Below are 15,041 nucleotides of genomic sequence, written 5' to 3'. Positions count from 1 at the left end.
CCAGGTGGTGGAACTGGAGGTCAGGCTAAGCCCTCAGGAGGTCACATTCCTTCCGTTTCTAACTTAACTAAGTGAAAAGGTATATTTAAGGGAGGGCAGTCCAGGGGCCGGAAAAAATCGCGTACCATCAGTATGGTAAGAACTCATTTTGAAATTTTTAAATGGGTATTCAGTCTGCGGGCCAGCATTTCGGTCCAAGCGGGGTCTTTATGTCCCATTTCTCCGTAAATGGGCCAACACCGCGTCCAAACCGGAACCTCCCTGGCCCATTTCTCCCGTAAATGGGCCAACACAGCGTCCAAACGGGAATCAACCTGGCCCATTTCTCCCGTAAATGGGCCAACATCGCGTTCAAATCGGAATTTCCCTGGCCCATTTCTCTCGTAAATGGGCCAACACAGCGTCCATACCGGAACCTCCCTGGCCCATTTCTCCCGTGAATGGGCCAACACCTCATTCAAACGGGAATCAACCTGGCCCATTTCTCCCGTAAATGGGCCAACACCTCGTCCAAACGGGAATCTGCCCGGCCCATTTCTCTCGTAAATGGGCCAACACAGCGTCCAAACCGGAACCTCCCTGGCCCATTTCTCCCGTAAATGGGCCAACACCGCGTCCAAACGGGAATTACCCTGGCCCATTTCTCCCGTAAATGGGCCAACACAGCGTCCAAACCGGAACCTCCCTGGCCCAATTTCCTCGTAAATGGGCCAACATCTTGTTCAAACCGGAATCTCCTTGGCCCATTTCTCCCGTAAATGGGCCAACACCGCCTCCAAACGGGAAACACCTTGGCCCATTTCTCCTGTAAATGGGCCAACATCTCATTCAAACAGGATTCATCCTGTCCCAATTCCCTCGTAAATGGGCCGCCATCGCGTCCAACCAGTAATCACCCTGGCCCATTTCTCCCGTAAATGGGCCAACATCTCATTCAAACAGGAATCAACCTGGCCCAATTCCCCCGTAAATGGGCCACCATCGCGTTCAAACGGGAATTACCCTGTCCCAATTCCCTCGTAAATGGGCCAACACAGCGTCCAAACCGGAACCTCCCTGGCCCATTTCTCCCGTAAATGGGCCAACACCGCGTCCAAACTGGAATCATCCTGTCCCAATTCCCTCAAATATTTATCTCTCCCTAAAAGATAAAATCGACATAACAGTGAATTATCTTTCTCGGCTATTAACTTTTTGAAAGGGTGTGATATAATACTTTCGACAAATAAGGAGGGACGTCCAATGTCTTCGATGATGAAAATGTGGGTTTCATTCGGCTCAATGGGTTTTATGATTCTTGCCATCTTAACGATTTATTTAAGCAGATATAAACTGAAAAAAGGCTTCTTCCGCTTTATTACTGCACTTATAGCCTATGTTTTGATGATAACAGGCGGATTGATGATGGCCTATATCGTGTTGAGCGGTCCGACGAACTAGACAAGTTATGCTTTAAGGATGTGTTACTTTGAAAAATATTAAGCTTGTGCTCTTTATGATTCTTGCTGCAGGGCTTCTGTCTGGATGTCTATACCCGCAGGAGCAGCTTAAAGAGAATCAGATTCCATATGAAGATCAAATTACCGCGGTACAGTCGTCGGTTGATAAGTATAAGTCAGCCAAAGGCGGGCTTCTTCCCATCAAAACAAGGGATCAGGATACGCCAATTTACATAAAGTATCCTATCGATTTCATTAAATTGAAAGGGGAATTCCTTTCCGAGGTTCCTGGAAATGCCTATGAAAACGGAGGCATCTTTCAATATGTATTGATTGATGTGGAAGACAATCCGACCGTTAAGATCTTTGATTTGCGAATAGCGGAAAAGATTCGTGAAATTAATATCAGGATTCGTTCCATCGGCTATCCTCCTTTTAAAGAAAGCATAGCGGATAACGTGTATACCCTGGATTATTCCAAGATTGGATATGATGAGGAACCGTTTGTTGTCAGCCCGTATTCCAATCAAAATCTTCCGCTTTTAATTAATGGGAGCGGGGAAATATTTGTGGATTACAGAATTGATTTGAATAAGCTTCTTCAGGAAAATGACTATGAGTTTGAAAAAGGTGAAGATATCCGGCGGATCCTGACAAAAGATTCGGTTTTTGTTCCGGCGTATTCACAACCATACACAGTAAATGAAGAGAATGAACCCGTCTTTATGATGAAATAGGCATAACCCCTTTCTTACAAAATATATTTGTAGAGAAAGGGGTTTTTTCATTTTCCTTATTCCCATTTCTGTTCTCAACTTTTTTGCCAAATTCATAATATTTTTCTTTTTTAGTAATAAGGAGGCAAAAAAAACATATTAATAGTCATAAGTAATTGGGACAACATCATAAATATATATTGTCCAAACAGCTAACCGGATGAAACATCCCTGGAAGATAAAGATTGGAGGGAATCTCTTGGAAAGAGTAGATCTATTTAAAGACATTGCAGAAAGAACCGGCGGAGATATTTACCTAGGTGTAGTAGGAGCCGTTCGAACAGGGAAATCGACATTCATCAAGAAATTCATGGAGCTCGTCGTCCTTCCTAATATTTCGAGCGAGTCAGAACGCGCTCGTGCTCAAGATGAACTGCCTCAAAGTGCAGCAGGAAAAACAATCATGACAACTGAACCGAAATTTGTCCCGAATCAGGCGGTTTCCGTTCACGTTGATGAAGGCCTGGATGTGAATGTCCGTTTGGTTGACTGTGTTGGGTACACTGTACCTGGGGCGAAGGGGTATGAAGATGAGAATGGCCCTAGAATGATCAACACACCTTGGTATGAAGAGCCGATTCCGTTCCATGAAGCGGCAGAAATCGGTACACGAAAGGTTATACAGGAACATTCTACAATAGGCGTTGTCGTCACCACTGACGGCTCCATTGGAGAGATACCGAGAAGTGACTATCTGGTAGCAGAAGAAAGAGTAATCGAAGAACTGAAGGAAGTTGGAAAGCCATTCATCATGGTCATCAACTCAGCGAAGCCTCACGCTCCTGAAACGGAAGATCTAAGAGTCAAGCTGCAGGAAAAGTATGATATCCCTGTACTTGCCATGAGTGTTGAGAGTATGAGAGATTCAGATGTTCTGAATGTCCTGCGCGAAGCATTATACGAGTTCCCTGTGCTTGAAGTGAACGTAAACCTTCCAAGCTGGGTTATGGTGCTGAATGAGGATCACTGGCTTCGTGAAAATTATCAAGAAGCAGTAAAGGAAACAGTGAAGGACATTAAGCGCTTAAGAGATGTCGACCGGGTGGTCCATTACTTCAGTGAATTCGAATACATCGAAAGAGCGGGCTTGGCGGGGATCGAGATGGGGCAGGGTGTAGCTGAAATCGACCTTTACGCACCGGATGAACTGTATGATGAGGTTCTAAAAGAGATTGTCGGTGTGGAAATCCGCGGAAAGGATCATTTGCTTGAGTTAATGCAGGACTTTGCTCATGCCAAGCGTGAATATGATCAGGTGGCGGATGCCCTGAAAATGGTTAAACAAACAGGATACGGCATTGCCGCTCCAACATTGGAAGATATGAGTCTGGATGAGCCGGAAATCATCCGACAAGGGTCCCGCTTTGGTGTCAGCCTGAAAGCAGTAGCCCCTTCCATCCATATGATTAAAGTGGATGTTCAATCCAAATTTGAACCAATTATCGGCACAGAAAAACAGAGTGAAGAACTTGTCAGATATTTAATGCAGGACTTTGAAGACGACCCGCTTTCTATCTGGAACTCCGACATTTTTGGTCGCAGCTTAAGCTCGATCGTCAGAGAAGGTATCCAGGCAAAGCTGTCACTAATGCCTGAGAATGCACGATACAAACTAAAGGATACGCTTGAAAGAATCATCAACGAAGGTTCCGGCGGTCTGATTGCGATAATCTTGTAGGAGACTCTCTTTTTGAGGGTCTTTTTTTTATCTGAATAGGGAGAAATAACGGTTGTATCGTCCGTAAATAAAATGCTTTATTGCGAAAATAGCCTGGCTTCTGAATACACTTTGGTCCTTTTGTAACAGGTGTTCTGGAAAGGGAAACCAGTGAAAAAGGTAAAAATAACAGCAATAATTGTTCGTTAATAAGAATATAACCCCTGAAAAAGAAAAGATTCCCATTATTTCTTGAATTATTCTTGCTAACCTTATTTTTATATGATAATCTTTTAACAGAATTGATGTCGAACATTGATTCTACAACGTTTTTGACGGTTTTTGTTTACGTTCATGTATAGAAACCGAAAATTATGTTTACTAATGTAACAAGACAGTTATATGAATCATGACTGAAACATTTCCTTTGGGAGGAGGTGAATGGCATGAACAAGACAGAACTAATTAATGCTGTTGCAGAAGCTGCTGAGCTTTCTAAAAAGGACGCTACAAAAGCAGTTGATGCCGTTTTTGAAAGTATTCAAGACGCACTGGCAAATGGTGATAAAGTACAATTAATCGGTTTTGGTAACTTCGAAGTTCGTGAACGTGCTGCACGTAAAGGGCGCAACCCGCAAACTGGAGAAGAAATCGAAATCTCAGCTAGCAAGGTACCTGCATTCAAACCAGGTAAAGCGCTTAAAGATGCTGTAAAATAATTACATACCTTAAGCGTAAGAAGAGAGCCGCACACAATGCGGCTCTTTTTCTTTTCATTGGGCACTTTTCTAAAATTTTGTTGCTTTTTACTATGAAGTACAAGAGATAATTTACAGAAATCACCCTTGTAAACAACAAAGAAAAGAGCTAATCACCCTATTCAGTTAGATAAACCCTTGTAACCGAGGAGGAAAATCCGGCCCTTTGGATTTTTTCGATAGCAAAGTAACACATCCTTTTATTTTGAATCTCATATGGATTTGGCGGACTTTTTGATACAATACTCCATGAGGAGAATGAAGCAATAAACTTTCCATTCGAATTTAGATTTTAATGAAACTTTATCTTCTTGGGAATCTAAAAAATAAATTAAAGACTGGAGTGAAGAGGATGGCAAACGGCCAATCAGATTATATCGTTATAAAGGCGATTGAAGACGGAGTGAATGTGATAGGGTTGACAAGGGGAACCGATACGAAATTTCACCACTCAGAAAAGCTGGATAAAGGGGAAGTGATGATCGCTCAGTTCACGGAACACACCTCGGCGATTAAAGTCCGCGGGAAAGCAAAGATCATTACAAGTAACGGAGAAATTGAAAGTGATATGAAGGAAAAATAAATCCATAGACAGCAGCAGAACGTATAGGGTCCTGCTGCTTTTTATTTTCGCCCGTTAAAATGGGGGTGTGAAGCTGCAGGTGAGTCGGTAACAGGTCATTGATGGTCACACACCTTGTGGATGTGAGAGTTATTGTATTCGCCCGGCTTGGCTTATTATGTTATAATATTTGTTGCTGAAACGACTACGTAGATACATATAACGAAATGGGGATTTAGGGTTATGAAACATTTGGACTGTTTTCATCTTGAAGCATCAATAAAACACTATGTTGAAGAGAAGTTATCCTACTCTTATTTGCAAAAGTATATTGATTCTCCGCAAATTGATGAAGACAGGATCAGCTTTTTGCTCCTCCCGTTCACTAAAGGCCGGCAGGTGATGGAAGAACAGGAAATCATCCGGCTCATTTCAACGGTTATGCTGATCCAAATAGGACTCGATACCCATGAGAAAGTAACAAATTCACCAAATGATTCATTGAAGGAAAGGCAGCTGACTGTATTAGCTGGTGTTTATTTCAGCGGCCAATATTATAAGATTCTATCTGAATTGGAAAATGTCAGCTTGATAAATTATCTTGCACAGGCGATCAAGACGGTGAATGAGAGCAAGATTTCCCTTTATAAACAAGAATATATTAATGTTCAACAGATTATGGATAGTGTGAAGACCATTGAGTCAGCTGTCATCAACAGCTTTTTGTCACAGCATGGCACTGCCCATTGGCAGGAGCTGGTGATCGAGATGTTATTCTTGCGGCGTATTGTCCAGGAAAATGAAAAGCTGGAGCTGGGTGAGATTACCCCGCTTCATACTTCCCTAAAATCTACTATATTTCCTGCTGATGCAACTTCTGCTCTGACTCTGGAGCAGAAGCAGAAGTTGGGAAGGATTTATACCGGTTATATTATAGAGTCGAGAGATAAAATTGCAGAATTGCTGCAAAGTGAATCCTATGACGGCCAGTTCATTGAGGGCCGTATCCTCTCGTTATTAGAGCATACCAGGCCATACACGAAAATTTTTGCGGAAGAGGGTTAATGGATGAACCAGTCAAAAGAGCAAAGAGTTCACACGGTCTTTGAGAAAATTTACGGCAACTATGACAAGATGAACTCCCTTATAAGTTTTCAACAGCATAAAAGATGGCGGAAGGATACCATGAGGAGAATGGCGGTCAAGGATGGAGCATCTGCCCTGGATGTCTGCTGCGGTACGGCCGACTGGACACTTGCTTTGGCAGAAGCCGTAGGGGAAAAAGGCACCGTCAAAGGCCTTGATTTCAGTAAAAACATGCTGAAGATAGGAGAGCAAAAGGTAAAAGAATCGGGGATGAAGCAGGTGGAATTGCTCCACGGGAATGCAATGGAACTTCCGTTTGAAGACAATACATTTGATTATGTCACAATTGGCTTCGGTCTTCGGAATGTACCCGACTATCTTCATGTTCTTAAAGAAATGAACCGGGTACTTAAGCCGGGCGGAATGGCTGTTTGTTTAGAAACCTCCCAACCGACTATGTTAGGCTACCGTCAAGCCTATTACTTTTATTTTCAATTCCTGATGCCTCTATTCGGCAAACTGTTTGCAAGGAGTTACAGTGAATATTCATGGCTGCAGGAATCTGCAAAAGATTTTCCGGGTATGAAAGAACTCGCGGATATGTTCAATGACGCCGGGTTTGAAAAGGTTTCATACAAGCCTTATACTGGCGGGGTTGCTGCTATGCATATGGGGTTCAAAAAGAACTGATCAAGAGAAAAATTATAACTGGGTGGAAATGAAATGAAGTTTAAAATGATCTATTCGTTTTTGAAAGCGGATATCGACCTCATTGAAAAAGAATTAAAGACGGCCATCGATTCCCGCTCGCCTCTTTTAAATCAAGCATCCCTGCACTTGCTGTCGGCGGGCGGAAAAAGAATCCGCCCTGTATTTGTTCTGTTGTCTGCCAAATTTGGTGAATACAACATTAACCGCATCAAGAATGTCGCGGTTGCTTTAGAGCTCATTCACAGTGCATCTCTCGTCCATGATGATGTTATTGATGATGCAGATTTGAGAAGGGGAAAGCCGACCATAAAGTCTCAATGGGATAATAAGACGGCGATGTATACAGGAGACTACATTTTTGCCCGCTCTTTGGAATATATGACAAAGATTGATAATGAAGAGGCTCACAAAATCCTGTCGAATGCCATTGTAGAACTGACGGTGGGTGAAATCGAACAGATAAAAGACAAATATCGATTTGAGCAGGAATTGAGAGATTACCTGAGAAGGATTAAGCGGAAAACGGCTTTGTTGATTGCTGTCAGCTGCCAGCTGGGGGCTATTTCTGCAGGTGCTCCTCCTGAAATACATAAAAAACTGTATCGTTTTGGCTACAATGTGGGGATGTCTTTTCAGATTACCGATGATATTCTTGACTTCACAGCAAGTGAAGAAGAACTTGGGAAGCCGGCTGGAAGCGACCTTCTTCAGGGAAATATCACCCTTCCTGTCCTGTTTGCCATGGAACAGCACGATCTGAAAGAAAAAATTATCAACATTAGTGAAGATGTTGATAGAGATTACTTGAAGTCGGTCATTGATGAGATAAAAAGGTCCGGGGCGATTGAACAATCTCATGAAATAAGTGCCCGTTATCTGAAAAAGGCACTGCAAGAACTTGAGGGGCTGCCTAAGAATGGGGCCTGCAAAACCTTAAGAGACATCGCCAACTTCATCGGCAAACGAAAATTTTAGAAAATTTCAAATGGAAACGTTGCCAAAACGGGAAATCAATGATACCATTTTTTGTGGGCAATCGATTAGAGCCCCATACATACATATCTAGGAGTGGGAAAAATGGAAAAGACTTTTTTAATGGTAAAGCCTGACGGCGTACAACGCGGTTTAATTGCTGAATTTGTTTCTCGTTTTGAAAAGAAAGGTTTCCAGCTTGCTGGTGCAAAGTTGATGAGCATTTCTAAAGAATTGGCTGAAGAGCATTACGGCGAGCATAAAGAGCGCCCATTCTTCGGTGAACTTGTGGACTTTATCACTTCCGGTCCTGTATTTGCGATGGTATGGCAAGGCGAGAATGTCATTGCTACAGCGCGTCAAATGATGGGTGCTACAAATCCAAAGGATGCTGCTCCAGGAACAATTCGTGGCGACTTCGGTATCACTGTAGGAAAGAACGTCATCCACGGTTCTGACTCTGCTGAAAGTGCTGAAAGAGAAATCGGACTCTTCTTTAAAGATGAAGAATTGGTTGAATATTCCAAACTTATGAATGAGTGGATCTACTAATCCGCTAAAAAATCTAATAGAGATTCTCTTTTTTGAGAGAACAAAATAGATAAAAGCCTGAATCATGGTTCGCCAACCATGATTCAGGCTTTTTTGTTTTCTTGAAAATTATAAACTTCATCTTCTATTATCCACGCATAGGTTCCTTCAGCACAGGAGGTTACGTTCCGGATGGAAGGTAATTCAGCCCCCAGGGTTCAACTATTTCTCTTCAGCTTTTGATCCCCAGGGGCTGGGTGCTGAAACTAGTCGTTCCGCTAGGCCCGCTGGAGACCGGACACCTTATGCTCCAATCAACCTTTCGTAAAAACAGCAAGAAGAATTAGTCAATAAAGCCACAATCTTTTAGAAAACAGCCATTCAAAGAGAGGTAACAAAAACGATATATAGCAACCAGGAAATAAATATCTTTCATAGAATTCAGCTTTTCACTGTTTTTTCCGATATACTAGTTAGGTAAGGTATTTTCGAATGTTGGAGTGTATGAATTATGGATTATGATTACGGGCATTTTACTAGAGATATATATCGAAAAACGGGAATCAACCTGTCCTTTTATAAGGAAGCACAAATGAAAAGGAGATTAACGTCTCTTTATGAAAAAAAGGGTTACCCCAATTTCAAGGTTTTCTTTACAGCTCTCGAAAAAGACACGCAGTTATTGAACGAATTCCTCGACAGGATGACAATTAATGTAACGGAATTTTACCGGAATGAAAAGCGTTGGGCTGTTCTGCAAGATAAAATCTTACCAAGGCTGCTTGCTCAGAATGATAGACTGAAGATTTGGAGCGCAGCTTGTTCAACTGGTGAAGAGCCTTACACTATCGCCATGGTCCTTTCCAATTATCTGCCGCTTTCCCAAATCTCCATTAAAGCAACAGATATCGATGAAAATGCGATTGCAAAAGCTAAGATAGGGGTTTATCCGGAACGGGCTTTGAATGAAGTGCCGGCCCATATCCAACAGAGATATTTTTCAAAAAATGGTGATTTCTACTCTGTTTCTCCAGAAGTCAAAAACAGGGTCAGCTTCAAAAAGCATAACTTGCTTGCTGATCGATATGAATCTAATCATGATCTGATTGTCTGCAGGAATGTCATGATATATTTTACTGAAGAAGCAAAAGAAGAAATTTATCACAATTTCAGTTCGGCGCTTCGTCCCGGTGGAGTGTTATTTGTCGGTAGTACAGAGCAGATATTCAATCCGGCCAAATATGGGTTGGAAACAGAGGACACGTTTTTTTATAGGAAGATGTAATGTTAACATCGGGGGATTTCCCGATGTTTTTTTGAATCTGGCTTTATTATTTAAATTTACACCAATTTATTAATTTTTGATTTCCTCTCCAGGCGTGCGACTCCGCGGAACGCTTGAGCTTTTTTATTTTATTTATTTCTAGAAAAGAGCAAATATTCTATGTAGTCTTCTCGGGAATGTGTTATATTGATACAAAATTATTTACCCTTGGAAGGAGAAAACATAATGAGATACTTAACAGCTGGAGAATCACATGGCCCACAACTAACAGCTATCGTGGAGGGGGTGCCTGCGGGTATGCCCCTTAGCGCTGAAGATATCAACCACGAGCTTGCAAGAAGGCAGAAAGGGTATGGACGAGGCAGAAGAATGCAAATTGAGAAAGACCAGGTAAATATAACCGGGGGCGTACGGCATGGAAAAACATTGGGTTCTCCTTTGGCATTGATTGTTGAAAATAAGGACTGGACGCATTGGACTAAAATCATGGGGATTGAACCGATATCTTCAGAGGAAGAAGAAGAGGTCAAACGAAAGATTACGAGGCCGAGGCCGGGACATGCTGATTTAAACGGCGGCATGAAGTATGGTCATCGAGACTTGAGAAACGTCCTTGAAAGGTCTTCTGCCAGGGAAACAACCGTCAGGGTTGCCGCTGGTGCTGTAGCTAAAAAGCTTCTGAATCTGCTTGGCATTAAAGTTGCCGGATATGTAAGAGAGATTGGCGGCATTGCAGCTGCCGATGTTGAGTATGAAAATATTGATGAGTTGATCGAGAAAACGGAGAACTCTCCGGTACGCTGCCTGGATGATGCTGCCGCTCAGAAGATGATGGAGGCTATTGATGCAGCCAAGAAGGCTGGAGACTCGATAGGCGGAGTTGTCGAAGTGGTTGTAGAAGGGATGCCTCCAGGCGTTGGAAGCTATGTTCATTATGACCGTAAGCTGGATGCGAAAATCGCAATGGCGATCATGAGTATAAATGCCTTTAAAGGTGTAGAGTTCGGCCTTGGTTTTGAAATGGCCAGAAAACCCGGAAGTGAAGTCCATGATGAGATTGCATGGAATGAGGAGCAGGGGTATTACCGTAAAACGAACCGTCTGGGTGGTTTCGAAGGTGGAATGACCACTGGGATGCCTATTATTGTCAAAGGAGTTATGAAGCCGATTCCTACGCTATACAAGCCACTGAAAAGTGTTGATATTGAAAGCAAGGAAGAATTCTCAGCAAGCATTGAACGCTCGGACAGCTGTGCTGTGCCTGCAGCAAGTGTGGTGGCAGAAGCAGTAGTAGCATGGGAGCTTGCGAATGCCCTTACAGAACAATTTAACAGTGACCAATTTGAAAACCTTAAGAACTCTATAGCCGAGTACGTGCGGCAATCAAAGGAGTACTAAGAAAGTGGATATTCTGCACATAAAGACTGAATCAAAAAATTATCCAGTATACATAGGCGGCAATATCCTCGATAAGCTTACGGAGTTGCTGACAGAGCAGAAAGAAAGGGTTACCCATGTAATGGTCATTGCAGACAGGACTGTGTATGAGCTGCATGGGGAGGCGCTCCGGGATTTTTTGCCGGATGCCATGGAATCTTCCTTTTTTGTGATTCCGCCGGGAGAGGAAGCAAAGTCCCTGAAAGTTTATGATGACTGCATGACTTTTGCCATAGAAAAGGGGCTGGACCGCAAATCTTGTATCCTTGCTTTCGGCGGCGGAGCATGCGGCGACTTGGCGGGATTTGTCGCTGCTACCTATATGAGAGGGATAAGGTTTATAGGCATGCCAACGACGATTCTTGCTCATGATAGTTCTGTTGGAGGAAAAGTGGCAGTGAATCACAAGCTCGGGAAGAATCTCATCGGACAATTCTATCACCCGGAAGCCGTGATTTATGACACCTCATTCCTTAAGAGTCTGCCAGCCAAGGAAGTCAGATCGGGCATGGCTGAGGTCATTAAGCACGCGCTGATTTCGGATGGGCAGTTTTACAGACACCTGATCACCAAAATAAAGTCTTTCTCTGCTATGGATTCAAATTTTTTGACAATCTGTTTAAAACAGGGAATAAACATTAAAGCTGAGATTGTTTCCAAAGATGAAAAGGAAAACGGCGAAAGGGCATTCTTGAATTTTGGTCATACATATGGTCATGCCCTTGAGAATTTGGAAGGTTACAAGGGAATCTCTCACGGGGAAGCTGTTATGACGGGAATGATTTATGCACTATTTTTAAGCAAAAAGCATGAAGGTCTTCAATTTGATCTTACGGAGTTCATTACCTGGGCCAAAAACCTAGGGTATCCCCTGTCGTTTCCTGGTAAGTATTCATTTGAGGAGATATACGCTGTCATGACGAGAGATAAAAAAGCTTCAAATAAAATCCCTAAGTTTGTCCTGTTGAATGCAATCGGGAGTCCTGTTCTAAAGGAGATCGTTCAAGAGGATCTAAGGGAAGCTCATGAGTTTATCCTGTCGGTCGGAGGAGAGTGAGTAATGATAAGAGGAGTGCGTGGTGCCATAACAATTTCTTCGGATAGTGAACAGGATATCATTAGTTCCACCGAAAAGTTGTTGCTGGAAATGATCAGTCAAAATGGGATCGAGCCAGTGGAAGTCGCATCCGTCTTTATATCAGCGACTGAAGATATTCACAGTGAATTTCCCGCAAAAGCCCTTAGAAAGCTGGTGGAATGGAAGTATGTGCCCGTTCTTTCCATGCAGGAGATGGAGGTAAAGGAAAGCCTGAAGAAATGTATTAGGATAATGATCCATTGGAACACAGACAAAAATCAGGATGACATAGTACATGTATACTTGCGCAAAGCTCATGCTTTAAGACCGGATTTATTATCATAACGGATAACAAATTCAGCTGATTATTCACTGATGCAGCCATCTTGTTATAGATATTAATAAGGTGAATATGTTAGTATGGATAATGTAACGCTTTAACGTGATAACGTATTAGAGAATTGAAGGAAAAAGGGTGAGCTAAGGTGAACTGGAAAAAGGAAATTGACAATTTAAAAGCATATCAACCTGGAAAAACGATAGATGATGTCAAGAAAATTTATGGATTGGAATCTATTGTGAAGTTATCTTCAAATGAGAATCCCTTCGGTTTTTCCTCACGGGTGAAGGAATATTTGAGGAAAGCGGATTTAACCTATTCTATTTACCCTGATGGTTATGCAAAAAAACTCAGAAGTTCACTTTCTGACCACCTGGGTGTATCAGAAAAGCAGATCATTTTAGGAAATGGATCGGATGAGGTGATCCAGATTATTGCTAGGGGGCTGCTGCAGCGTGGAACGAATACTGTAATGCCAAGCCCGACATTTCCTCAATATAAACATAATGCTGTAATTGAAGGTGCAGAAGTAAGAGAAGTTGAAGTAGATGAAAATGGCAGGCATGACTTGGAAAAGATGCTGGAAGCCATTAACGAAAATACATCGGTTGTATGGCTATGCAGTCCCAATAATCCAAGTGGGGAGTATATTAAAGAGGAGGAATTGACAGATTTCCTCGATCGAATCCCTTCTCATGTTCTGACTGTCCTGGATGAAGCCTATTTTGAATATGTAACTGCAGCCGATTATTATGATTCCGTCGAACTGGTTCAGAAATATCCACGTCTCTTGGTAACAAGAACATTCTCGAAGGCCTATGGTCTTGCAGGATTGCGTGTCGGGTATGGAATAGCGAATGAGGAAATTATCTCCAAACTGGAGCCATTGCGTGAACCTTTCAATAATAACATTGTTGCTCAGGGAGCTGCTGCTGCAGCATTGACTGATCAGGAATTCATTAACAAGTGCCGAGTTGAAAATCGAAAGGGCTTGGAGATGTATTATAGTTTTTGCAAAGAGAAAGGTCTGAAATTTTTCCCGTCACAGGCAAATTTCATTGTCATTGATTTTGGTATTGACGGTGATGAAGTGTTTCAATACCTTCTCAGCCAGGGGTATATCGTACGGTCAGGCAAAGCGCTAGGCTATCCAACCGCAGTAAGGATCACCATCGGAACTGCAGAACAAAATAAAGGCTTAATAGAAGCAATCAGAAGTTTTCTGGATACAAACAATTAATCTCAGTGAGCTTGCTGGTGAATACAAACTGGAAGAAGGTGAATCCTGGTGAAAGGAACAGTTCTGGTTGCCGGTTTAGGATTAATCGGGGGCTCTCTATGTATCAGTATCAAAAAAGGACATCCGGAAGCAAAGATAGTCGGATATGACAGGAACCCTAAGGAATTGAACCTTGCGAAGGAGCTTGGGATCATCGATGAAGAAGCAGGCTCCTTCGAACAGGGGGCAGAGGAAGCGGACGTAATCATTTTAGCAGTGCCCGTCATTCAAATCACAAGATTAATTGAAACCTTACACAAATTGGATTTGAAAAAAGATGTTCTGATTACGGATGCCGGCAGTGTGAAGGGTCCTATCATGAAAAGGGCAAGACTTCTTACTGATAAAGGATTTGCTTTTATTGGCGGACACCCAATGGCTGGTTCGCACAAAAGCGGCGTTAAAGCAGCAAAAGATCTTCTGTTTGAGAATGCTTATTATATTTTGACACCGGCTGAAAATACCTCCAGCCGGAGATTGGATGAACTTCAATCCTGGCTGCAGGGCACACGGGCGAAATTTCTCGAACTTAATGCCCGGGAACATGATGAACTGACAGGCGTTGTCAGCCATTTTCCTCATTTGATCGCCTCATCTCTAGTTCATACAGCAAAGAGTGCCCAGGAGGATTTTCCCTATATCTCAAGGCTTGCTGCCGGGGGGTTTAAAGATACGACCCGTATTGCCTCAGCTGATCCGCAAATGTGGAGCGATATTACTTTGCAGAACAACGATGTCCTAATAAAGCTTTTGAAAGAATGGAACGAACATACACGTAAATTACTGGAGATGATAGAAAGTCAGGATTATGAGGAAACGTACCGGTTTTTTTCTGAAGCCAAGGCTTTCAGGGACGGTCTCCCGGTAAAAAGTAAAGGCGCTATACCAGCCTTTTATGATTTGTACATAGACATCCCTGATCATCCTGGTGTCATTGCCGAAATTACAAGCGTCCTTGCACAAAGCGATATCAGTATTACAAATTTACGGGTTTTAGAAATGAGAGAAGATGCTGTCGGCAGGCTGGTCATAAGTTTTCAAAGTAATGGAGATCTTGAAAAAGGAAAAACAGTTTTACGCAAAAAAACACGGTATGAAATATTTTAATTGAAAAATAGAAAATGTCGTTA

General features: G+C 42.5%; 15 protein-coding genes. All 15 read left to right on the top strand.

All coding sequences use genetic code 11. The features are described 5' to 3' along the window. The first annotated feature begins 1,251 nt into the window (after window positions 1–1,251). Window positions 1,252–1,440, top strand: a complete 189-nt coding sequence (locus tag V1502_RS13630; protein WP_006838624.1) for a DUF2768 domain-containing protein — start codon at window positions 1,252–1,254, stop codon at window positions 1,438–1,440. Between the two features lie 28 nt (window positions 1,441–1,468). Further along, the gene (locus V1502_RS13625; RefSeq protein WP_409251187.1) at window positions 1,469–2,176 is read left to right on the top strand and encodes a hypothetical protein; all 708 of its coding nucleotides are present in this window, start codon (window positions 1,469–1,471) and stop codon (window positions 2,174–2,176) included. A 238-nt stretch (window positions 2,177–2,414) separates the two neighbouring features. Beyond that, a complete protein-coding gene (gene spoIVA, locus V1502_RS13620; protein WP_006838627.1) occupies window positions 2,415–3,893 on the top strand; it encodes a stage IV sporulation protein A in 1,479 nt (492 codons plus the stop codon). A 425-nt stretch (window positions 3,894–4,318) separates the two neighbouring features. Then, window positions 4,319–4,591 carry an HU family DNA-binding protein gene (locus V1502_RS13615; RefSeq protein ID WP_006838628.1) on the top strand — a complete coding sequence of 91 codons (273 nt, stop codon included), beginning with the start codon at window positions 4,319–4,321 and terminating at the stop codon, window positions 4,589–4,591. A gap of 391 nt (window positions 4,592–4,982) precedes the next feature. Beyond that, on the top strand, window positions 4,983–5,213 hold the full coding sequence (gene mtrB, locus V1502_RS13610; RefSeq protein WP_409251186.1) for a trp RNA-binding attenuation protein MtrB: 231 nt from the start codon (window positions 4,983–4,985) through the stop codon (window positions 5,211–5,213). Between the two features lie 222 nt (window positions 5,214–5,435). After that, window positions 5,436–6,257 (top strand): heptaprenyl diphosphate synthase component 1, encoded by an 822-nt coding sequence (locus V1502_RS13605; RefSeq protein ID WP_409251185.1) that lies wholly within the window; start codon window positions 5,436–5,438, stop codon window positions 6,255–6,257. A 3-nt stretch (window positions 6,258–6,260) separates the two neighbouring features. After that, window positions 6,261–6,968, top strand: coding sequence for a demethylmenaquinone methyltransferase (locus V1502_RS13600; protein ID WP_409251184.1), 708 nt, complete (start codon window positions 6,261–6,263; stop codon window positions 6,966–6,968). Between the two features lie 33 nt (window positions 6,969–7,001). Next, window positions 7,002–7,964, top strand: a complete 963-nt coding sequence (hepT, locus tag V1502_RS13595; protein ID WP_409251183.1) for a heptaprenyl diphosphate synthase component II — start codon at window positions 7,002–7,004, stop codon at window positions 7,962–7,964. 102 nt (window positions 7,965–8,066) lie between these two features. Continuing rightward, window positions 8,067–8,513, top strand: a complete 447-nt coding sequence (gene ndk / locus V1502_RS13590) for a nucleoside-diphosphate kinase (protein WP_006838266.1) — start codon at window positions 8,067–8,069, stop codon at window positions 8,511–8,513. 490 nt (window positions 8,514–9,003) lie between these two features. Continuing rightward, complete coding sequence (locus V1502_RS13585; protein WP_409251182.1) at window positions 9,004–9,777, top strand: CheR family methyltransferase; 774 nt, start codon at window positions 9,004–9,006, stop codon at window positions 9,775–9,777. Window positions 9,778–10,002: 225 nt separating this feature from the next. Next, window positions 10,003–11,175: a chorismate synthase gene (gene aroC, locus V1502_RS13580; RefSeq protein WP_409251181.1), complete on the top strand. Its 1,173-nt coding sequence runs from the start codon at window positions 10,003–10,005 to the stop codon at window positions 11,173–11,175. Between the two features lie 4 nt (window positions 11,176–11,179). Beyond that, window positions 11,180–12,271 (top strand): 3-dehydroquinate synthase, encoded by a 1,092-nt coding sequence (gene aroB / locus V1502_RS13575; protein ID WP_409251180.1) that lies wholly within the window; start codon window positions 11,180–11,182, stop codon window positions 12,269–12,271. Window positions 12,272–12,274: 3 nt separating this feature from the next. Beyond that, window positions 12,275–12,637 carry a chorismate mutase gene (gene aroH, locus V1502_RS13570; RefSeq protein ID WP_409251179.1) on the top strand — a complete coding sequence of 121 codons (363 nt, stop codon included), beginning with the start codon at window positions 12,275–12,277 and terminating at the stop codon, window positions 12,635–12,637. 140 nt (window positions 12,638–12,777) lie between these two features. Continuing rightward, window positions 12,778–13,872 (top strand): histidinol-phosphate transaminase, encoded by a 1,095-nt coding sequence (hisC, locus tag V1502_RS13565; protein ID WP_409251178.1) that lies wholly within the window; start codon window positions 12,778–12,780, stop codon window positions 13,870–13,872. Between the two features lie 48 nt (window positions 13,873–13,920). Continuing rightward, complete coding sequence (locus V1502_RS13560) at window positions 13,921–15,018, top strand: prephenate dehydrogenase (protein WP_409251177.1); 1,098 nt, start codon at window positions 13,921–13,923, stop codon at window positions 15,016–15,018. Window positions 15,019–15,041: the final 23 nt, after the last annotated feature.

The sequence above is a fragment of the Rossellomorea sedimentorum genome, from assembly GCF_046237645.1.
Taxonomy (GTDB): domain Bacteria; phylum Bacillota; class Bacilli; order Bacillales; family Bacillaceae_B; genus Rossellomorea; species Rossellomorea sedimentorum.
This window is presented reverse-complemented; position numbering and strand designations above follow the sequence as displayed.